24 protein-coding genes are annotated in these 20,498 nt (G+C 60.1%); 6 read left to right on the top strand and 18 right to left on the bottom strand.

The annotated features are described in order from the left end of the window. Positions 1 to 35 precede the first annotated feature (35 nt). Together L63ED372_RS12415 and L63ED372_RS12420 are read left to right on the top strand one after the other, a co-directional pair. Positions 36 to 1,484, top strand: a complete 1,449-nt coding sequence (locus L63ED372_RS12415; protein WP_062406224.1) for a S41 family peptidase — start codon at positions 36 to 38, stop codon at positions 1,482 to 1,484. Positions 1,485 to 1,510: 26 nt separating this feature from the next. Beyond that, positions 1,511 to 2,266: a HesA/MoeB/ThiF family protein gene (locus L63ED372_RS12420; RefSeq protein WP_062406225.1), complete on the top strand. Its 756-nt coding sequence runs from the start codon at positions 1,511 to 1,513 to the stop codon at positions 2,264 to 2,266. Positions 2,267 to 2,287: 21 nt separating this feature from the next. Here the strand turns inward: L63ED372_RS12420 and L63ED372_RS12425 are convergent, their stop codons facing one another. Then, entirely contained in the window at positions 2,288 to 2,797 is a 510-nt protein-coding gene (locus L63ED372_RS12425; protein WP_231624494.1) for a thermonuclease family protein, read from the bottom strand. Then, positions 2,794 to 3,318 carry a MarR family winged helix-turn-helix transcriptional regulator gene (locus L63ED372_RS12430; RefSeq protein ID WP_062406227.1) on the bottom strand — a complete coding sequence of 175 codons (525 nt, stop codon included), beginning with the start codon at positions 3,316 to 3,318 and terminating at the stop codon, positions 2,794 to 2,796. The genes L63ED372_RS12425 and L63ED372_RS12430 overlap by 4 nt, the downstream gene beginning before the upstream one ends. A gap of 114 nt (positions 3,319 to 3,432) precedes the next feature. Between L63ED372_RS12430 and L63ED372_RS12435 the strand changes: the two genes are divergently transcribed. Genes L63ED372_RS12435 through L63ED372_RS12445 form a run of 3 tightly spaced genes read left to right on the top strand, consistent with a single transcriptional unit; the run spans position 3,433 to position 7,464 of the window. After that, entirely contained in the window at positions 3,433 to 4,407 is a 975-nt protein-coding gene (locus L63ED372_RS12435) for a Bug family tripartite tricarboxylate transporter substrate binding protein (protein WP_062406228.1), read from the top strand. A gap of 19 nt (positions 4,408 to 4,426) precedes the next feature. Next, positions 4,427 to 5,755 (top strand): sulfatase family protein, encoded by a 1,329-nt coding sequence (locus tag L63ED372_RS12440; RefSeq protein WP_062406229.1) that lies wholly within the window; start codon positions 4,427 to 4,429, stop codon positions 5,753 to 5,755. 23 nt (positions 5,756 to 5,778) lie between these two features. Continuing rightward, entirely contained in the window at positions 5,779 to 7,464 is a 1,686-nt protein-coding gene (locus L63ED372_RS12445) for a SulP family inorganic anion transporter (RefSeq protein WP_062406230.1), read from the top strand. A gap of 49 nt (positions 7,465 to 7,513) precedes the next feature. On the opposite strand, the gene L63ED372_RS12450 is transcribed toward L63ED372_RS12445, so the two are convergent. The 16 genes from L63ED372_RS12450 to L63ED372_RS12520 form a co-directional block, all read right to left on the bottom strand. Then, entirely contained in the window at positions 7,514 to 8,257 is a 744-nt protein-coding gene (locus L63ED372_RS12450; RefSeq protein WP_062406231.1) for a hypothetical protein, read from the bottom strand. 96 nt (positions 8,258 to 8,353) lie between these two features. Then, the gene (locus L63ED372_RS12455; RefSeq protein WP_062406232.1) at positions 8,354 to 9,310 is read right to left on the bottom strand and encodes a putative transporter; all 957 of its coding nucleotides are present in this window, start codon (positions 9,308 to 9,310) and stop codon (positions 8,354 to 8,356) included. Between the two features lie 4 nt (positions 9,311 to 9,314). After that, positions 9,315 to 9,713 (bottom strand): cupin domain-containing protein, encoded by a 399-nt coding sequence (locus tag L63ED372_RS12460; RefSeq protein ID WP_062408080.1) that lies wholly within the window; start codon positions 9,711 to 9,713, stop codon positions 9,315 to 9,317. Between the two features lie 45 nt (positions 9,714 to 9,758). Then, a complete protein-coding gene (locus tag L63ED372_RS12465; RefSeq protein WP_062406233.1) occupies positions 9,759 to 10,211 on the bottom strand; it encodes a GNAT family N-acetyltransferase in 453 nt (150 codons plus the stop codon). Then, positions 10,208 to 10,690 (bottom strand): pyridoxamine 5'-phosphate oxidase family protein, encoded by a 483-nt coding sequence (locus tag L63ED372_RS12470; protein ID WP_062406234.1) that lies wholly within the window; start codon positions 10,688 to 10,690, stop codon positions 10,208 to 10,210. The genes L63ED372_RS12465 and L63ED372_RS12470 overlap by 4 nt, the downstream gene beginning before the upstream one ends. A 53-nt stretch (positions 10,691 to 10,743) precedes the next feature. After that, complete coding sequence (locus L63ED372_RS12475; protein WP_062406235.1) at positions 10,744 to 10,956, bottom strand: DUF4287 domain-containing protein; 213 nt, start codon at positions 10,954 to 10,956, stop codon at positions 10,744 to 10,746. Between the two features lie 156 nt (positions 10,957 to 11,112). Beyond that, the gene (locus L63ED372_RS16235) at positions 11,113 to 11,508 is read right to left on the bottom strand and encodes a VOC family protein (RefSeq protein ID WP_082431694.1); all 396 of its coding nucleotides are present in this window, start codon (positions 11,506 to 11,508) and stop codon (positions 11,113 to 11,115) included. Between the two features lie 94 nt (positions 11,509 to 11,602). Next, positions 11,603 to 12,427, bottom strand: coding sequence for a DUF429 domain-containing protein (locus tag L63ED372_RS12480; RefSeq protein ID WP_062406236.1), 825 nt, complete (start codon positions 12,425 to 12,427; stop codon positions 11,603 to 11,605). Position 12,428: 1 nt separating this feature from the next. After that, a complete protein-coding gene (locus tag L63ED372_RS12485; protein ID WP_062406237.1) occupies positions 12,429 to 13,307 on the bottom strand; it encodes an EamA family transporter in 879 nt (292 codons plus the stop codon). Positions 13,308 to 13,352: 45 nt separating this feature from the next. After that, complete coding sequence (locus tag L63ED372_RS12490) at positions 13,353 to 13,775, bottom strand: BLUF domain-containing protein (protein ID WP_062406238.1); 423 nt, start codon at positions 13,773 to 13,775, stop codon at positions 13,353 to 13,355. Positions 13,776 to 13,777: 2 nt separating this feature from the next. Then, a complete protein-coding gene (folE, locus tag L63ED372_RS12495) occupies positions 13,778 to 14,506 on the bottom strand; it encodes a GTP cyclohydrolase I (RefSeq protein WP_156343697.1) in 729 nt (242 codons plus the stop codon). A gap of 90 nt (positions 14,507 to 14,596) precedes the next feature. Then, positions 14,597 to 15,823: a cardiolipin synthase ClsB gene (gene clsB, locus L63ED372_RS12500; RefSeq protein ID WP_062406240.1), complete on the bottom strand. Its 1,227-nt coding sequence runs from the start codon at positions 15,821 to 15,823 to the stop codon at positions 14,597 to 14,599. A gap of 2 nt (positions 15,824 to 15,825) precedes the next feature. Beyond that, positions 15,826 to 16,581, bottom strand: coding sequence for an endonuclease/exonuclease/phosphatase family protein (locus L63ED372_RS12505; protein ID WP_062406241.1), 756 nt, complete (start codon positions 16,579 to 16,581; stop codon positions 15,826 to 15,828). Next, the gene (nudB, locus tag L63ED372_RS12510) at positions 16,578 to 17,063 is read right to left on the bottom strand and encodes a dihydroneopterin triphosphate diphosphatase (RefSeq protein WP_062406242.1); all 486 of its coding nucleotides are present in this window, start codon (positions 17,061 to 17,063) and stop codon (positions 16,578 to 16,580) included. Before nudB ends, L63ED372_RS12505 begins: the two co-directional genes overlap by 4 nt. Positions 17,064 to 17,152: 89 nt before the next feature. Beyond that, positions 17,153 to 19,042 (bottom strand): response regulator, encoded by a 1,890-nt coding sequence (locus tag L63ED372_RS12515; RefSeq protein WP_062406243.1) that lies wholly within the window; start codon positions 19,040 to 19,042, stop codon positions 17,153 to 17,155. Then, positions 19,042 to 19,599 (bottom strand): molybdopterin-dependent oxidoreductase, encoded by a 558-nt coding sequence (locus tag L63ED372_RS12520; protein WP_231624495.1) that lies wholly within the window; start codon positions 19,597 to 19,599, stop codon positions 19,042 to 19,044. The genes L63ED372_RS12515 and L63ED372_RS12520 overlap by 1 nt, the downstream gene beginning before the upstream one ends. A gap of 158 nt (positions 19,600 to 19,757) precedes the next feature. Between L63ED372_RS12520 and L63ED372_RS12525 the strand changes: the two genes are divergently transcribed. Then, on the top strand, positions 19,758 to 20,405 hold the full coding sequence (locus L63ED372_RS12525) for an ATP-binding cassette domain-containing protein (protein ID WP_082431797.1): 648 nt from the start codon (positions 19,758 to 19,760) through the stop codon (positions 20,403 to 20,405). Positions 20,406 to 20,498 lie beyond the last annotated feature (93 nt).

Raw genomic sequence — 20,498 nt, forward strand, 5'->3', positions numbered from 1 at the left:
ATTGGTTCGAATTTCACTGCACGTGCACTCGCAAAATGGGACATAAACTCAAGATCGTCGGTTGGCTCAGCGTAGGGGCTCTGGCTGGCGCCCTGACCACCGTGTCGCTGCAAACCGTGGCGCGCGGCAACATGGCACCGCTGCCCCTCGAAGAGCTGCAGCAACTGGCCGCCGTGTTTGGCATGGTCAAGAGCGACTACGTCGAGCCCGTGGACGAGAAAAAACTGATCACCGAAGCCATCTCTGGCATGGTGTCCAGCCTGGACCCGCATTCACAGTACTTCGACAAGAAAAGCTTCAAGGAGTTTTCTGAAGGCACCTCGGGCCGCTTTGTCGGTGTGGGCATCGAAATCAGCCAAGAAGATGGCTTGGTCAAGATCGTCACCCCCATCGAAGGCTCCCCGGCGGACCGGGCCGGTCTCAAAACCAATGACCTGATCACCAAAGTCGACGACACCCCCCTCAAAGGACTGTCATTGAGCGAAGCGGTCAAACGCATGCGGGGCGAACCCAAGACCAAGGTCGTGCTCACCGTTTTCCGCAAAGATGAAAACCGCACCTTCCCGGTCACCATCATCCGCGAAGAGATCAAGACCCAATCGGTCAAGTCCAAACTCATCGAGCCGGGCTATGGCTGGATCCGCGTGTCCCAGTTCCAGGAACGTACTGTTGAAGATTTTGCCCGCAAGATCGAAGACATGTACAAGCAAGACCCTCAGCTCAAGGGCTTGGTGCTCGACCTGCGCAACGACCCGGGCGGTTTGCTGGACGCGGCTGTGGCCCTGTCTGCAGCCTTCTTGCCCGAGAACGTCACGGTGGTCACCACCAACGGCCAATTGGCCGAGAGCAAATTCACTTATAAGGCCTCGCCCCAGTTCTGGCGGCGCAACAGCAGCAACGACCCCATCACCCGCATGACGCAGGCCACAGGCGGGGCGCTGAAAAAAGTGCCTTTGGTGGTGTTGGTCAACGAAGGCTCGGCCTCGGCCAGTGAGATCGTGGCCGGTGCCTTGCAAGACTACAAACGCGCCACCCTCATGGGCAGCCAGACCTTTGGCAAAGGCTCGGTGCAGACCGTGCGCCAGTTGGGCCCTGACACCGCCCTCAAGATCACGACTGCGCGTTACTACACCCCCTCGGGCCGCGCCATACAAGCCAAAGGCATCGTGCCCGATGTGATGCTGGACGAGACCGAAAACGGCAATGTTTTTGCCGCTTTGCGCACCCGTGAAGCCGACTTGCAAAAGCACCTCTCCAACGGCAAGGAAGCCGAAGAGAAAAAAGACCCAGCCCGTGAGCAAGCGCGCGAAGACGCGATGAAGAAGCTGGAAGAAGAGGCCAAAAAGCCCGTGTCCGAGCGCCGCTTGCCCGAGTTTGGCTCCGACAAGGACTTCCAGCTGGCCCAGGCCCTCAAGCAACTCAAAGGCCAACCGGTCAAAGCCAGCACCACCTTGGCCGAGCGCAAAGTCGAGAAGAAAGACTGAACGCCAAGGACAGACTGAATCAGCCCATGGATGACACGCAGCTGCTGCGCTATTCGCGGCACATCCTGCTCAACGAATTGGGCATCGACGGCCAGGAAAAGCTCCTGGCCTCACACGCCCTCATCATTGGTGCAGGCGGTCTGGGCTCTCCGGTCAGCCTGTATCTGGGCAGTGCAGGCGTGGGCCACATCACCGTGGTCGACCACGACGAGGTGGACGCCACCAACTTGCAGCGCCAAATTGCCCACACCCTGGACCGGGTGGGTCAATCCAAAGCCGAATCGGTGCGCACCGCCATCGCCCAAATCAACCCCGATGTGCGTGTCACGCCCATCACGCAACGCGCGGATGCAGCCCTGCTGGACACCTTGGTGGCGCAAGCCGATGTGGTGATCGACTGCTGCGACAACTTTGAAACCCGCCAAGCCGTGAACAATGCCTGCGTGGTGCACCACAAGCCCTTGGTCTCGGGCGCGGCCATCCGCATGGACGGCCAAGTCTCGGTGTTTGACAGCACACAAGCCGATGCGCCTTGCTACGCCTGCATCTTCCCGCCTGAGCAGCTGCCCGAAGAAACCCGTTGCGCCACCATGGGCGTCTTCGCACCGCTGGTGGGCATCATCGGCACGGTGCAGGCGGCCGAAGCCCTCAAAATCCTGAGCGGCATGGGCAGCCACATGGCCGGGCGTTTGCTCATGCTCGACGGGCGCGAGCTGACTTGGACCGACATCCGCATGCAGCGCAACACGGATTGCGCGGTGTGCGCGGCCCATCGCGCCTGACATTCGCCACAGGCCACTCGCTCAAGGGGCGAGGCAGCTGCCATGAAACTTTCTGAACAAGGACGGTGACATGGGCTCCTCGCGCCCGGCAAACACCCCACGCTTTTCCTTTTGCGCCTGCCGCTGCAATGCAGCATAAGGCCCCCGACCCGTGCGAAACCGGTATGCCCAAGCCATGCCCGAGCGCACCATTTCGGCGCCCAAGTCCACCCCATTCACCGTCAAACGGCCGATGTCCCGTCCATAGCTGTCGTGCCCCAGCGACTGAACCTGCACCGACTTACGCAAGGCCAAGGCCATCATGGCGTCACGCGCCGCAACACCACCGGGCTGGCAAGTTTCAGGGGCATCCACGGCATCGAGGCGCAACTTGACGGGTTCTTGTTGGCCCGGGCGCACCACCAACACCGTGTCGCCGTCCATCACCCAGCTGACCCAGCCGGTCCAGACCTCGGCCTGTGCTGGGGCCTCTTTTGCAAGAACACTCCCCAAGCCACACAAGAGGAGCAGCGCCGCTGCACAGGCCCTCATCCCGGACTCCGCGACAGTGGGCCGCGCCTGCGGTTGGCTCTGGGCCAATGGGGACTGAGCTCGACCACCAGGCTTTGGGCACGCGCCTGCAAACGCGCAAGAACGTCGTCAAACTGCACCACCTCGTCGGCCTGCAAGGCACTCAAAATCTGGCCATTGATGGCCTGAATACTCGGCATCAAATCGTCGTACAACTGCCGCCCGGCAGGCGTCAGCTCCACCCGCGCACCGCGCCGATCACCGGGCGTGACCGTGCGCAGCACGAGTTGTTTTTTGACCAAGGCTGTCAAGATGCGTGAAGTGCGGGCGCGGTCACGGTGCATGCGCTCGGCCAGCACCGAGGGCGGCAAGCCCCCGTTTTCATACAACTGCGCCACCACCGCCCATTCACGCCGCGTGATGCCATAACCCCCTTCACACAAACGCACCACCAAGGCTCCGGCCGTGCTGGACAAGCGGCCCAAACGGTAGAGCAACAGGTCATCAATCGAGGCTAGGCGTTGAGATGGAGACAGCGACATCAGGGTTTTCCGGGGGAATGATTGATTAGATCAATTGTCATGACAGGCCCTACATTGTGGACTGACAGCATCGGGAAACCCGCGATTTTTGCACCCTCACACCAGGAGACACCCATGAAAAACATCTACCAACTGACCCGCAGAACCTTGGGCTTAGCCGCCCTATCGCTGGCAGCGCTCACGCCCAACTTGCAGGCCCAAGAAAAGCCGCCCCTCAAAATCCTGGTGGGTTTTCCGCCCGGCGGCTCCGCCGATGTGCTGGCCCGCATGGTGGCCGATGCGCTGCGCGACGACTTTGGCACCATCGTGGTGGACAACAAACCCGGCGCTGGTGGGCGCATTGCCCTGAACATGACCAAAACGGCCAAACCCGATGGCCAGACCGTGATCATTTTGCCCAGTGGCCCCATGGTGTTGTTTCCCCACGTTTACAAAAAACTGGACTATGACGCAGTGAAGGACTTCACACCGATTTCTCAAATCGCCCGCTTCCAGTTTGGTGTGGTCTCTGGCCCTGCCAGCAATGTGAAAAGCATCGCCGAGATGGCGGCCAAAGCCAAATCCGACCCGGCTACTGCCAGCTACGGCACACCCGGCGCAGGCACATTGCCGCATTTCATGGGCGTATTACTCGAGCAATCGGCAGGCATCAACCTCAACCACATCCCCTTCCAGGGCGGTGCACCGGCCAACAACGCCTTGCTGGGTGGCCACATCGGCTACAAATTTGACGTGGTCTCGGAAACCGCCGAGCTGCACCGCACGGGCAAAGTGCGCATCATCGCCGTGACGGGCGCACAACGCGACGCGCAAGTACCGGAGGTGCCCACCCTCAAAGAGTCTGGCGTCAACATGGAAGCCACTGCCTGGTTTGCCATGTACGGCCCTGCAGGCCTGCCTGCCGAGGCGCTCAGCCGCCTGGAAAAAGCCATGATGAAGATCGCCCGCCAACCGGCCATGAAAGAAAAAATGGTCAAACTGGGCTACGAACCCATTGGCTCGAGCTCGGCCGAATTGGCAGCAGCGCAAAAATCCGATTTGACCCGCTGGGAAAAACCCATCAAGGCCACCGGCGTGCAACTGGACTGACATCGACACACAGCACCCCATGACGCAACGCCCCAACATCATTTTCATCGTGGCCGATGACCTCGGCTTTGCCGACCTCGGCTGCTACGGCGGCCGCGACGCCCAGTTCGGCAAGGTCTCGCCTGTGCTCGACCGGCTCGCCGCTGCGGGTCTCAAGTTCACACAGGGCTACGCCAACTCGCCCGTGTGCTCACCTACCCGCTTTGCGCTCATGACCGCCCGCTACCAGTACCGCCTGCGCGGCGGGGCTGACGAACCCATCAACAGCAAGAGCAAAGGCAGCATGGTGCTGGGCCTGCCGCCCGAGCACCCCACGCTGCCCTCGTTGCTCAAAGCCAGAGGCTACCGCACCGCCCTGATCGGCAAGTGGCACCTGGGCTACCCACCACACTTCAGCCCCATCAAGTCGGGCTACGAAGAGTTCTTTGGCCCCATGTCGGGCGGCGTGGACTACTTCACCCACGCCAGCAACAACGGCACACACGACCTCTACACCAACGAAGAAGAAAAACACGAAGACGGCTACCTGACCGATCTGATCTCCAACAAAGCGGCGGACTTTGTGAACCGCATGGCCCCGGGCACTGCGCAAGGCACACCCTTCTTCTTGAGCCTGCACTACACCGCGCCGCACTGGCCTTGGGAAACCCGCGAAGACCATGCGCTGGCCCAAGAGGTCAAAGACAACCTGTTCCACCTGCACGGCGGCAACATCCACACCTACCACCGCATGATCCACCACATGGACGAGGGCATTGGCTGGGTGGTGGACGCGCTCAAAAAGACAGGGCAACTCGACAACACCCTGATCGTCTTCACCAGCGACAACGGCGGTGAACGTTTCAGCGACAACTGGCCCTTGGTGGGCGGCAAGATGGACCTGACCGAAGGGGGCATCCGCGTGCCGTGGATCGCGCATTGGCCCGCCGTCATCGCACCCGGCGGCACATCCACCCAGCACTGCATGACGATGGACTGGTCGGCCACCCTGGTCGAGCTGGCAGGGGCGCAAGCCGATGCCGATCACCCGTTTGACGGCGTGTCACTCGCACCTGTGCTGCGCGACGCGAAGTACCAGTTCGAGCGGCCGCTGTACTGGCGCATGAACCACCGGGGCCAACGTGCCCTGCGTTTGGGCGACTACAAATACCTGCGGGTGGACGGCAACGACTATTTGTTCAACATCCCGGCCGACGAACGCGAGCGGGCCAACCTGGCCCAGCGCGAACCTGCCAAGCTGAACGCCATGCGCCAAGCTTGGGAGGCGTGGGACAGCACGGTGCCCGCCATCCCCGAAGACGCGACCATTAGCCTGGGTTATTCGGTCAAAGACATGCCCCAGCGCTGAGGCTCTGGCGGCTAAGATCGGGCATGCTCGATTTGCAACGCTTTTTGACTTTCCGCCAGTGGCCTCGCCTGACGGCACCTCTGGCCCGTACCGAGGTGTTGGCAGGTTTGACGGTGGCGCTGGTCATGATCCCGCAGGCCGTGGCCTACGCGGGTCTGGCTGGCATGCCCTTGGTCACGGGGCTTTACACCTGCCTGATCCCCGCTTTGCTGGCCGTGCTGTTTGGCAGCGCCAACCGCTTGTCGGTGGGGCCAGCTGCGCTCACCTGCGTGTTGATTGGCGCATCGCTCACGGGCATGGCCGAACCGGGCTCGCCCGAATGGGTGGCGCTGGCGGTGTGGTTGTCGCTGCTGTCGGGTGTCATTCAGCTGCTGCTGGGCCTGGGGCATTACGGCTGGCTCATCAACCTGGTCAGCGCCCCGGTCATGACCGGCTTCACCCAAGCCGCGTCTTTGCTCATCATGGCCTCGCAAGTGCCCGGTTTACTGGGTGTCAAAGCCTGGAGCTGGGACGTGCAAACCTGGTCCACTTGGCTGAGCAGTTGGCCCGCCCTGTTTGGCTTGGGCAGTTTGGCCGTGCTTTTGCTGCTGCGGCGTTTCAAGCCGCGCTGGCCCGGCATCATGATTGTCATGGGCCTCGCCTCGGCCATCGCCTATGCCACCGATTACCAGGACCATGGTGCGGTGGTCGGTCTGCTGCCCTCGGGTCTGCCCGATTTTTATTGGCCTGCGTGGCCGGGCCTGGACAGGGTCAACCAGCTCTGGGTGCCTGCCATGGTGATCGCGCTGGTCAGCTTTTTAGAGACGGCATCGAGCGCCCGCATCGAATGCCGCCGCGACGGCAAGCGCTGGGACGACAGCACCGAACTCTTCAGCCAGGGCCTGGCCAAAATCGCCTCGGCTTTTTCGGGCAGCTTTGCCACCAGCACCTCGTTTTCCCGATCGGCCCTCATGCTCTACGCTGGGGCGCGATCGGGCTGGGCCGTGATCGCCTCGGTCGGCTTTGTGCTGTTGGCTTTGCTGTTGCTCATGCCCGCGCTGCAATTTGTGCCGCGCTCGGTCATGTCAGCAGCGGTGATCGTGGCCGTGCTCAATTTGTTCCAGCCCCGCCAGTTTCTGAACCTTTGGCGCGTGGGCCGCATCGAGACCATGACGGCGGGCATCACCTTTGCCATGACCTTGTTGACCGCGCCGCGCATTTATTGGGGCGTGATGACCGGGGTTCTGGTGGGGCTGAGTCACTTTTTGCACACCCGCCTGCACCCCCGCATCATCGAAGTGGGCCTGCACCCCGATGGCAGCCTGCGCGACCGGCATCTGTGGAAATTACCACCCTTGGCCCCCCAGCTGTACGCGCTGCGCATGGACGCCGAACTCGACTTTGCTGCCGCCAGCGACTTTGACCGAGCCATCACCGACCACCTGGCCCGCCACCCCGATGTGTTGCATGTGTGTCTGTTCGCCCAGCCCATCAACCGCATCGACGTGACGGGGGTGGAGACCTTTGGCCAGCTGCACCGCCAACTGGTCAGCCGCGGCATCACATTGCACATCAGTGGCATCAAACTGCCGGTCGAAAGCACATTGCGCAGAGCGGGTGAACTGGCCGAGGGCCCTTACCTGAAGCTCTACCGCACCGACGCCGAAGCCCTGCATGCCCTGGCCCAACTGACCCCATTGCCAAACGACATCGCGGCAGCGGCCATCTGAGTACTTTTAAGCCATCTGTCCGTTGGCCTTGAGGGCGCCAGCAACCAAGTCAGCGCGACACCCACATGGGCAAAGCCTGGTTGTTCTGGTTTCTTTCGCGCCTGACCGTCTGTCCGTCCTCACGGGCTGAGTCGGTCCGCATCTGGCCCCAAACGGACAGGTTGGTGAAGCGCAGCTGGGTGGTTTTTTGGGGCCATTCCCGCGCCACGAAAATTTCCATCTGGTCTGGCAAGCGCCAAACTGCTTGATACGGTCCACTTTGCTCGCGGCCCGTCACGCGCTGGGGTCGACCAAAGCGGCCCTCGATGCGCAGTTTCACATCCTCCACATGCGCGTTGTCGGAGAAGGTCATGAACAGATACTCCACCCGGGCCAACCTTTGTCCTTGTGGGGCGTAACTGAATTTCATCTGGAGCAAGCCAGGCATCCAGTTGAGCGCTTCGTAAATGTCCTCCTGGAAGGCATCGTCCTCTCGCTGGGGCTTCAGGCCCTCGTTGCGGATGGCTTGACGCATCTCGGCACGCGTGGCCGTGCTCAAGGTCACCCCGAACATTTGTAAGCCACCGTCCACCGGGGCCTCGGTCTGCACTGGGGTCGCAGGCGCAAGGACCTCAGGAATCGGCGTCACCACCACAGCGGGTGCCGCCGGTGAGGAGGAGACGGTGCGCCACCCGGTTTGCGCCTCAACCGGCGTGACCCAAGCCAGCGCACAGCCCAAGGCACAAATCAGCGTGGCTTGCGGCAGCCCCTGAACCAGGGGGGTGTGGCGAAAAAAGCGTAAAGCGGATTGCATGTGAGACCTGCCTGAAGGTTGAGACGGCCTCCAAGTGTACCCATGCATGATAAAAATGAAAACAAAAGAGTCAAAAAATGAATATTGAGCGTGGGTCTAAGCCAACGCCTTTTCAAACTCCGACAAGCGTTTGTAAATGGAGCGCAGCTCGGTGATGTCGGTCCAGCGCTCGATCAGGTAAGAAAAAGCGTCATTGACTTTGCCAAAGGCGTTGCTCACTTGCTGGATGGCGCCCAAGGTGATCAAGCCGGTGAACAGAGAAGGCCCCATGAGCAGGTAGGGAAAAATCACCATGGTCTGGCTGTAAAAGTTGCTCCACAAATGGAAATAAGCGTAGTGGTTGAAGAGTCGGAAGTTGTTCAAGCGCACGCCCGTGAACAAACCCATCACGGTGGGTAAATCCATGCGGCTGCGCTCGTCTTCGGCATACACCAGGTCCTTGCGCAAGGCGGCTTCGGTGCGTTGGTTGTTGTATTCCAAGCCCGGCAAACGAATGCCCACAAACCACGACAACACCGTACCCCCCACTGCCGTGACCAAGGCCACCCAGAACAGCGAGCCCTCAAACTGCAGCCACGCAATCGCCATGCCTTTGGACAAGAGCCACAAAATTGGAATAAACGACACCAGCGTGAGCACCGCACGCACCAGCCCCAGCCCCAGGTTCTCGGTCTGGCGGGCAAAGCGCATGCAGTCCTCCTGAATTCGTTGCGAAGCCCCCTCCACCGCCGCGTCGGTGTGCTGCCAGCGGGGCAAATACAGCTCCGTCATGGCCTGTCGCCAACGGAAGGCGTAGTGCGAGGCCAGATACGTCTCCAGGCTGCGCAGCAGCATGAATGGAAAGGCGATCCACGCGAACTGCAGCATGAAGTCCCAGAACTTTTCCAAGCCACCCGCCTGCTCGGGTTTTTGCAGCAAGTCATAAAACTCGCCATACCAAGTGTTGAGCTTCACCGTCTGCTGCACCGTGATGAACACCAGCGCCACCAAGACCACCAAACCACCCCAGGCCCACAGGGCCCAGCGGCGAGAAAGAAAGAAACTGCGGAACATCGGCTCAGCCCTCTTTCGGGTTGACGTTATCCACCGTCACGGTGTCAAAGTCGGCAGGCAACACCACTTCAAGCAGCTCCACATCGTGGCTGTGCCCCAGCTCACGGTGGCGAATTTCGGGCGGCTGGTGCACACACGAACCCGCCTCCAGCCGCACCACACCTTGGCCCTCATACTCAAACTCGATCCAACCCTTGAGCACATAAACCAGCTGAAACTGCGTCTTATGAAAATGCGGCTGGCTCGAAAAATCTTGCCCTCCGGCAGCACGAATCACGCTGGCCGTGACCCGCCCGCCCGTTGCTGCCTTCATGCCCAGGTCGCGGTATTCAAAAAACGAGCGCAGTCCTTTTTCAAACTGTGCGTCCTTGGCGTGGGTCACCACGAAACCTTGTGTCGTCATCTGCATCTCCTAGGGGGTTAGCTGAATTGCAGCAACCCATCTTGCCTATCCTAAAGCCAAGTGGTAAGCATAGAATTTTTCATCACGCACCCAGCCCAAGGAAGCGTACAAGGCTTGTGCAGGCAAGTTCTGCACATCCGTGTTCAAGGACAAGCGTACAGCGCCCAGTTGGCGTGAATGGTCCGCAGCAGCTGCCAACAAGGCCTCGCCCACGCCCAGTCGCCTGGCCGTCGGTGCCACGGAGAGATCGTTGAGCACAAACACCCGCGCCATCGAGACCGAAGAAAAGCTCGGGTACAGCTGCGTGAAACCCACGGCCTGCCCTTGTGACTCGGCCAACAGCACCACCGATTGACCGTGCTCAAAGCGTGCTTGCAAAAAAGTCTTGGCCGCTACTTCATCTCTGGCCTGACCATAAAACTGCCTATAACCATCGAACAAGATGGCTACCGCATCAAGGTCAGCCAAAACAGCTTGGCGGATAGTGATTGAACTCATGGTTTCTCTTGGGGTGCTGGATGAACCTTGTAAGCCTTCATGGCCGAGGCCACCTGCGAAGCCTCGGTGGTTTCGTCTGGATAAAAGCGGTAACTGGGTGCCACGATAGAGGCAACCGATGAGACGCGAATGACCAGAACGCTGTGGATAACAAAGCGCTGCCCCACCATGGCCAGCAACGGCGCAGCCCAAGCGGCAAATGCTGGGTTTTCAACTTGCAACTCATGCGCGGTGCCCACCAGCTTGAAGCCCTTTTGCACGAACACATCGACAAAGCTCAGGCACACCTGCGGCCTCTGAGCGATGTTGCGGACCGACATGGGTGAGGCGATATTCGCCACCACCACATGCGCGTCATCCGCAATGGCCCAAACCTCTTTGGGCGAAACATTGGGCAGGCCATCGGCATCCACCGTTGCCAACCAGCAAAGCACGCTGCGGCGCGCAGCTTCTCGAACGGAATCATTCAGCAATGACATGAAAATCCCTCATACTGACCAGAATCACCGACTTGACGCGTATCCAAGTCCAATCATTTGTGTGAAGCCATCCAATGCGCCACGATGGCATTGGCATGTCCGTGTCCCATGCCGTGCTCAGTCTTGAGCCAAGCGACCATCTCCATGTGCTTCATCCCGTCGCACGACTTGAGCAGCGTCAGCCAATGCGCGATGGGCTGGCCGTACTTTTTCTCGATGGAGGGGAAATAGGATGCGGGGCCTTTGGGTTTTTCGAGGGTGGTCACGGGAAGGATCTCCTTTTGAAAACATTCAGGATTGATTTTCCACCAAGGCCTATCCGACAATGGCTGCCCACACGACCTCAAGACCAGCCGGATAGGTCATGCAGCTGAGACACCAACTGTCGGGCTACAACGCAAGCGTTTGGAAAGGTTGACGCATCAGACTTCGGGCTCGTGGCATGCCACACAGAATTTGTTGCCATCCGGATCTCTGAAGTACGCGCCATAGTAGTTGGCATGGTATTGCGGGCGTGGTCCAGGTGGTCCTTCACATGCTCCACCGTTTGAAAGCGCAACGGCATAGGCATGGCGAACGGCATGGCGGGTCTTGGCAGAAAAGGCAATCATTTGGCCATTGCCTGGTGCGTGTGGAAGTCCGTTGTAGGGTTTACAGATCACGAAGTACGGGCGCGTCTTCCCGTCACAGTGCCAACCAGTCCATGGCGTCCTCTTATCCGACCAGCGCAACTCAACATCGAGCGCGGCCATGAGGGGCTTGTAGAAACGAAGGGCGCGATCAAAATCGGTCACGCTGACAAAGATGTGAGAAAACATGGTTAAAACCTGATCAACGTGGCAAGGGTAGCTTCGTGTTTCGTTTGATCTGATCTGGCAGTTGTAGCACGTGAGCCGTTTCGCTGCCTCTTCCTCAAGCCGTCACGATCCACCCCTCCAGTGGGTCACACGGCGGCAGGCCGTATTGCGGATGCCCAGACTCGTGCTGCTGCTGCGCCCAAGCCGCTTGCATCAGGCACAGGGTGGCATCCAGCGCATCGCCGCTGGCGTCGTCGGCCAGTCGGCCCAGCAGGGCATTGCTGGCCACCAGGCGCAGGCCTAAGCGGGTCTGGCCGCGCTCCAGCGCACTCAGCAATTCGCGCCGGGCCAGCAAGCGCTCAGGCGTTTGTTTGGCTTTGTCGTCGCTTTTGTAGCTGGTGTTGCCCAGCACCTCACGCGCCAGCAATCCGGGGTAGGCCTCCAGCGCCACACGGCGCACGTCGCCTGCCTGCAAGCCGGGCACGTGCACACCCGCTTGCCGCAGCAGGGGCACACCTGCGTGCAGCATGTAGGCCACGGGCGGGTTGACCCATTTCATGGACGGGCTCGAGCCTGCGGGTTGGTCGGCGGCACGGTGGGCAAACTTGCCACCCACCGGGCGGGCATTGCAAAACGCTGCAAACTGCTCGCGAATTTGAGGTCGATCCAAGGCGCAATAATGGTCCATACAGGCGGCCCAGTCGGTAGGCCAGCCCAGGGTCTCGACCAGTTCACGCGGCAGTCCAAAGGGCAAGTCAAAACCGCCCACCCAGTCGGCGGGCTGCGCCAGCCAGTCGCCAAAAGCGTTCAACGTTTCAAAAGTCTGCAGGGCTTGCAGCTGCACCCTGCCCTGCCGGGCCTGACCCAGCGCCAGCACGATGGGTTTGCGTTTGCTCGGGCTGCTGGAAAAATCACAACCGATCAAGGACACCGTGTTCATCTCACCACCCCAAGGCCATCACGCCAGCAGCGATCAGCACGGCCCCGGCAATGCGAGGACCCCGGTCTTTTTCGCCCAACAGGTGGCCCCCCAACAAAGCGGCAAACAACATGGACACTTCACGCGCCGGGGCCACATGGGACAGCGGTGCCACCTGCAAGGCGTACAGCACCAACACATACGACACGGGGCTGAAAATGCCCACCACCAAGGCGTAGCGCCTTTGCTGCAGCCACAGCGCCCAGACGGTCGGGCGGTCACGCAGCAAGGTGGGCGTCAAAAACACCAAGCGCACCAGGTTGCCAAAGTAGTCCACCAAGATGGGCGACATCAACGCCACCTTGACAGCATAACCATCGACCACGGTGTAACAGGCGATGAACAGGCCTGTGACGCCGCCATAAAAAATACCGGTGCGCACACGCGCTTGCTGCTGGGGGTCTTGCGCAGCCTGCCATAGGCCCGGGCCGCCCGCAATCAAAAAGACACCCACCACCACCCCCAAGATGCCGACGAGGCCCAGCGAGGAGATCTGCTCACCCAAGAAAAAAATCGCCACCATCGACGACAGCAAGGGTCCAGAGCCCCGTGCCAGCGGGTACACCACCGTCAAGTCGGCTTGTCGGTAACCACGCAGCAAGACAATGAAATAGCCCACATGCAAAAGCGCACTGGCCAGCACCAGCGCCCACTCCAGACCGCCCCAAAGCGGCACCTGCTGCCAGCCTACCCACAGGCCCACGGGGGCCCAAAACAGCATCAACACCACCGAGGTGAACGCCACAAAGCGCACGTCGCCCCCGGCCTTTTTGGCCGCGATGTTCCAGCAGGCATGGATGAATCCGGCCAGAACAACCAGGGCAAGCGCACTCAGAGGCATGGGCGTGAAAAAGCCCCTTGCGGGGCTTGGGGGTGAGTGGGTGTTTTAGGCCCGGCCGATGATGGAGGCGGTGGCCATCAGTTCTTCAAGCAATGCCAAAGAGACTTTGCCCGACACGTTGTACGGGTCCAGTTCGGCACGCTCGGAGTACTTGAGCAAGATGTTGGTGTTGACACGCGACGCATCGACCTGGCCCATGGTCCAGCCCCCAAAGCGGCGTTCGGAAATTTCTTCGTAATGCAACAAGACCACATCCTTGTGACGAGCGTCTTTCTGGATGTGACCATACAAGTCGCTGACAGCGTTGCGACCGCCTTCGATGGCTTGTAAAAAGATGCCGCCGCCGTAGCAAAGAATACCGGTGATGCCGCTGGTCGGGTTGAACTGGCGAGACTGGGCCAGAATGGATTCGATGGTCTCGGGGCGCGTGTCCACCGCACGGCTGGCATAAAGCAGGCGTACCAACATGGTCAGTCCTTTTTCGGAATCAATGACAAAAATTCACGGCGCAGGTTCGGGTCTTTGAGGAAAGCACCGCGCATGACCGAGTTGATCATCTTGCTGTCCATGTCCTTCACGCCACGCCAGCCCATGCAGTAGTGGCTCGCTTCCATGACGATGGCCAGACCATCGGGCTGCGTTTTGCGCTGGATCAAGTCAGCCAGCTGCACCACGGCCTCCTCCTGAATTTGGGGGCGACCCATGATCCACTCGGCCAGACGGGCGTATTTGGACAGCCCAATCACATTGGTGTGTTCGTTGGGCAAGACACCGATCCAGATCTTGCCGATCACGGGGCAAAAGTGATGGCTGCAGGCGCTGCGCACGGTGATGGGGCCAACGATCATCAGCTCATTGAGGTGCTCGGCATTGGGGAATTCGGTGATCTCAGGACCCTCAACATAGCGGCCCTTGAACACTTCCTTGAGGTACATCTTGGCCACGCGGCGGGCGGTATCACCTGTGTTGTGGTCGTTGACGGTGTCAATGACCAGGCTGTCGAGCACGCCAGCCATCTTGCCGGTGACTTCGTCCAGCAGCTTCTCCAACTCGCCGGGTTCGATGAATTCGGAGATGTTGTCGTTGGCGTGGAAGCGTTTGCGGGCAGCCTGAATGCGCTCGCGGATCTTGACGGAAACGGGAACGCCTTCGTCTTCGGGTGGGGTAGCAGAAGCTTTCATGGCGTCTGGAGTTTTCATTAACATGGGAAAGATCGTAACAGCGATTGATCGGCGCACACCGATCAGGGGTTTGACCCTTGGCGCACCTTTTGCGCCCCCTGCAGCGCTTCAATACCGGTGACCCGTCAGGAAAAGCGCCAAGCGCATCAGGCCAAATGCCAACCGATCGCGCCATCGCTGGTGCCAATGCCTTTGGCTGAGCGTGGCTGAAACACGGGTACTTTGCGCCTCGATCACCTGGCTCAAACGCTGATGCAGTTGCTGCGCAAACAGGCGGTCGGCCACCACCACATTGGCCTCTCGGGCCAACAACAAGCTCAGCGGGTCCAGGTTGGACGAACCCACTGTGGCCCAGGGTCGGTCATGGTCTGGGTCCACCACGGCCACTTTGGCATGCAAAAAGCTCGCGTCGTATTCGTAAATTTCCACCCCAGCGGCCAGCAAAGTGCCATAGACCGGGCGAGCCGCGTGGTACTGCATGAAGTATTCATAACGCCCTTGCAACAACAAGCGCACGCGAACCCCCCTTCGGGCGGCATGCACCAAGGCCTGACGCAACCTGCGACCGGGCAAAAAGTAGGCGTTGGCAATCAGCACCTCGTACCGGGCCAGCCCAATGGCCTTGAGGTAAGCACGTTCGATTTGGCTGCGGTGCAACACGTTGTCGCGCAACAGCAAAGCGGCCCGACTCGGCGGTGGGGAGCCATCAGGCAAGGGCAAAGGCTGCTTCCAAGGCAGGGGCAGACCCGCGGTTTTGAAAGAGCGAAACGACTGCGCAAGTTTGCGTTCACGCGCGTGCTGTGCGCCCTGCAAGCGCCACCACAGTTGGGTCATGCTGTCTTGAATGTGGCCCACCAGCTCCCCTTGCGCCACAACGGCAAAGTCCAGCCGGGGTTGGGCCAAGCTGCCGTGGTGCGGGTCGTACCAGTCGTCGAGGATGTTGATGCCGCCGCAAAAGGCGGTGTGCCCGTCCACCACACAGAGTTTGCGGTGCAAGCGCCGCCAACGGCTGGGAATGAGCAAGCCCAAGGTGCCCAAAGGCGCGTAAACCCGCCAATCGACCCCCGCTTGGGCAAAGCGCGTGCGCCAGATTTCCGGCAGCTGGGGGGTGCCCACACCGTCGACCAGCAGCCACACACGAACACCACGCAAAGCCGCCCGCGCCAGCGCCTCGGCCACCTTGGCGGCAGCACCATGCACATCAAAGATGTAGGTCTCCAGCAACACATGCGAGCGGGCTTGGTCCAGTGCCGCCTCGAGAGATTCAAAGTATTGCTGCCCCCCCTCAATGAGTCGGATTTGATGGCCGTCATGCAGCGCCGGGTTATGCCGCATGATCAGTCGTTCCACGCAAATTCGGCCACCAGCGGCAAATGGTCAGACATGCGCTGCCAGATGCGCCCCGAGGGCACCATGGCATGAACAGGTTTGAGGCCTCGGGCGTAGACATGGTCGAGCTGATTCAAGGGCAAGCGCGAGGGGTACGTGGGCGTGGGCTGCTCGCGCCACTCCCGAAATCCGGCCTGCGCCATGCGCCTACCCAGGCCCGTGCCCCAGTCATTGAAGTCACCTGCCACCAACACCGGCTCGTGGTCGGGGATATCTTGCGCAATGTGGGCCAGCAGTAACGCGATTTGGCGCACGCGGCTAGCGGGCACCAGACCCAGGTGCACCACCAGCACATGCACCACACGGTCCACAACTTCAACACGGGTGTGCAAAAAACCGCGCTGCTCAAAGCGGTGGTCCGAGATGTCGCGGTGCTGGTGCGAGAGCACCGGCCAGCGCGAGAGCATGGCGTTGCCGTGCTCACCGTGGCGCGTGACGGCGTTGGTGCGGTAAATGGCCTCATAACCTTCAGGGGCCAAATACTCGGCTTGCGGCTGGCTCGGCCAATGCCTGAAATGAGCCGCCTCCCGTCGGTGCTCACGCCGCACCTCTTGCAGACAAACGATGTCGGCATCGAGCTGTTCCACCGCATGGCCCAAGTTGTGGATCTCCAAGCGCCGCGTCGGTCCCAGCCCTTGCACGCCTTTGTGGATGTTGTAGGTGGCCACCCGAATCAGTGGGTGTTCGTGGCGTTCTGGCTTCATGCTGAGTGGGTCGGTACAAATCGCGGCAGCATCAAAATGGCTTCAGCGTTGGACGGGGAAAAGCACTGGTCAGCGGCCGCTTGCCAGGGCAGCCATTGCGCTTCGGTGTGCTCGCGGGGGCTGAGCACCACGGGCATGCGTTGGGGCACACACAGACCAAACACCCGCTCGGTGTTGCGGCTCACACCGGGCGCATAACGCCAGCGCCAAGCAGGGTAAATGTCGTACACGTTTTCAAGTTGCCAGTCTTGCAAGCGGCAGCTCGGGTGCCGGGCGTCGATGCCGGTTTCTTCCTGCACCTCGCGAATGGCCGTTTCCTGCCAATCTTCTGCGGGGTGGTCTTTGCTGCCCGTGACCGATTGCCAAGTACCCCAGTCGGCACGGCGGATCAGCAAGACGTCATGCTCGGGCGTGTGAATGACCACCAGCACCGACTCTGGAATTTTGAAAGTCGCAGGCGATGCGGGGAGTGGGTGCGTCATGGACGTTGCAGACTCCAAATGAGAGACCAAAGATCAATTCATTGTAGTCAGCCCCGTGATGCAGGCATTTATGCGCGCCCTCGCGCGCCTCAAGCCTGCCGCCGCTTGTGCGGCATGACAGCCTGCAGCTGTGTTTTTTGCAAGGGTTTGGACAAGAACGCGTTCATGCCCGCAGCCATCGCCTGCTCGGCGGCATCGTTCATCACATCGGCGGTGAGCGCCACAATGGGCACCTGTCCTCGCGCTCCTGGCAAGGCACGAATGTGACGGGCACTGCTCAGGCCATCCATCACCGGCATATGGATGTCCATCAGCACCAAATCAAAATCGGTCTGGCTGGCTTGCGTGAGCGCTTGTTGGCCGTCTTCAGCAAAGCTGACCTGATGGCCCATGCTTTGCAGCAACAGACCCACCACCTTGCGGTTGACCGGGTGGTCTTCCGCCACCAAAACATGCAAGGCTTGGCTGGCAGAAGCCGCATCGATCGGGTCAGGGCCCCGAGAGGCGCCTGACCTGCTGTCTGTCGCCGCACCTGCGGACAAAGCCGACCATGGGGTTTTGATGCTCAGGGTGAACACCGAGCCTTGCCCCAGTTGGCTGCTTGCTGTCAACTCGCCACCCATCAAACGGGCCAAGGACCTGGAGATCTCCAGCCCCAAGCCCGATCCCGTCTGCTTGCGCGTGAGAGAGGCATCGCCCCAGTGAAACCGCTCAAACAAGCCCTGCTGGGTTGCCTCGCTCATGCCGATGCCGGTGTCGGTGATATCAATCTGCCACTGCACACCCTCGAAATTCGACGTGCGCCGAACTCGGATGTCGACCTGTCCCTGATCGGTGTACTTGATGGCATTGCCCACCACATTGAACAAAATTTGACGCAAGCGCAAGGGGTCCAACATCACCACGCAGGGCTTGTGCAAATCGCCCGTCAGATGCAGTTGCAAGCCCTTGGTTTGAGCTTGTACCCGCATGAATCGGTGCACTTCTTGCATAAAGTCGCCCATGTCTGTGGGCTCTGGATGCACCTGAATTTTGCCGACTTCCAAGGCCGAGACCTCCAGAACATCGTTGAGGACGGCCAGCAAATGCGAGGCACTGCTCTTGGCGGTCTGGATCAGATCGGCTTGCTCTGAACCATTCTGAGTTTTTTCCAGCAAGGCGAGCATGCCCAAAATGCCATTAAAGGGTGTGCGCAACTCGTGACTCATGTTCGCCAAGAAACGACTTTTGCCCTGGTTCGCACTTTCGGCTTGTTCTTTGGCTTGCATCAACTGCGCATGCAAGCGTTGCTGGGCTCTTTGGGACTGCTTTTGTTGGCGCTCGTGGACATACAAGCCCACCGCGCCCATGACCAAACCCAGGATTTGCGCGACGGTGAGCCATGCGATCCACTGACTTTGCTCGCGAACAGTGGCCACTTGATTTTGAATCCACTCCCCCATGACCTTGTCCGAGGCCGAGTTCAGCGCCTGAACCTCGGGACCCAGCTGCTGTAACTCTTTCATGAGTTCGGGCCACGCTGCCGATGCCCAGTCTTGTCTGTCCACCAGGGGGGCGGCCCTGGCCACCCAGTTCAGCAAGCGGGGGGCCAATGCGGTGTACTCCTCACGGTGGTGCACCCGAGCAACGCTGGGACTGTTGAGCAACAAATCGACACGGCTGACCAAAATGTCAAAGCGCAAAGACCGCGCCTTGGCCAATTCAGGCTGCGTCATGTCGACTTGGGCAAGGTCTGTCCGGGTCATGGCCGCATCAAAGCGCCACAACTCGCGCTCCAAATTGGTGGTGATGGCCGTGAGCGAATCTTCCTGCAGCCGTGCAGCGGCCTCCAAGGCTTGGGCCTGACGCCATTGCACGGTGGTGGCCACCACCAAGGCCGAGATCACCAGTACCGCCACCAAGGCCAAGCCCCAGAAGAACCGGGACGGTGTGAGGTGTTGCGACCCTTCTGAATCCGGCATGGCATCGAGCGTTTGCATCACTCCACCTCAATGGCCTTGAGTTGCCAAATGGAGCGCTCGTAGTAGGTCTTGTGCTGGAGCTCTTTTTTGGCATCAAAGGGGTAAACGATGAACAAAGGGCCTTTGGTACGCACCGGGATCGCCTGGCCATTCATTTGCACGGCCACCACCACGTCGTGCTCTCGTGCATCCGACACGGGCAGCTTCACGCGGTAATCGTTGAGCGCCACCGCCCGAATGTGCTGACCTTTAGCCTTGACCAATTGCAGGACATCGCGCAGCAAGGGACCACTGAACGAAACAGGCTTTTGGTCCCAAGGGGTCTGCGTGGTGAAGCTTTTTTGCGGCAAAGCCTGCAAAGCCCGCATGTCCAAGGCCGCCACTTTGCCCTGGTTGTGTGCCTCAATCAGGCCCGACACCTGCAAAACCACAGGCCCCTTGGGCGCCTCCAGAGCCCCAACTGACGATCCAGCGAACAAACCCAACATGACCCAGAGCACGCCCATCTTGCGTGGCAAAAGGGGCCCGATGGTTTTTATTTTTTCGCTGACTTCCAACAGAACGCTTTTGCGCATGATCGTTTTTCCGTTATTACACAATTGAACGATTAAGAATTATATTTTGCAATTTAAAACACTAAAAATAATTTGTTTCAAAGTGTAAAAGTGATTGCCAATTGCTTCCCTCCGCAGAAAAACAGAAGACCCACAGGCCTGCTGCTAGCATGCGGGCCATGCTGAGACAAACTTTTGATCCTTTGCACAAGAACCCCCAAACTGTGCTGCACGTCACCGGTCTGAGCGGAGGCCCGGCTGGGCAAGTGCTTTTCCACGATCTCGCCTTTCCACTGCCCGCAGGTGTCTCTGCGCTGCTGGGGGACGAGGGTGTGGGCAAGACCAGTTTGATGCGCTTGCTCAGCGGTGATCTGACGCCCATCGCGGGGCAGCTGCGCCTATCGGACGAGGCGGCCGCTTTGGCCCTGCCCCAAGCGTCGGTCGTTTTCTGGACCGACCTGCGCTTGCCCTCGCACGACCAGGCCACACCCGCACAATGCTGGGCGCACCTTCGAGCGTCTTGCCCAGCCTGGTCCGACGACACCCAAAAGGAGCTGATCGAGGTCTTGCAATTGACCCCACACTTGGACAAAAGGCTGAACATGCTGTCGACCGGGAGTCGCCGCAAAGTGGGCCTCGTGGCGGCGCTCGCCTGTGGAGCGACGGTCACTTTGCTGGACCAGCCTTTTGTCTCGCTGGACCAGGCCTCCATCCGCAGTCTCCAAGCATTCTTGGCGAAGCTGGGTCAAAGCCCCCATCGGGCCTGGCTGATTGCCGACTACGAAAAGCCGGTCCATCTGCCGCTGGCCTCGGTCCTTCAGCTCTGAAGCGGGTGGAACGACACCATGCCCCTTGCGGGTTTGGCACTCAAGATATCGATCACCACACCGATACTGCCAACAGGAATGGGTTCATGCCGA

The organism is Limnohabitans sp. 63ED37-2 (genome assembly GCF_001412535.1).
Taxonomy (GTDB): Bacteria; Pseudomonadota; Gammaproteobacteria; order Burkholderiales; family Burkholderiaceae_C; genus Limnohabitans_A.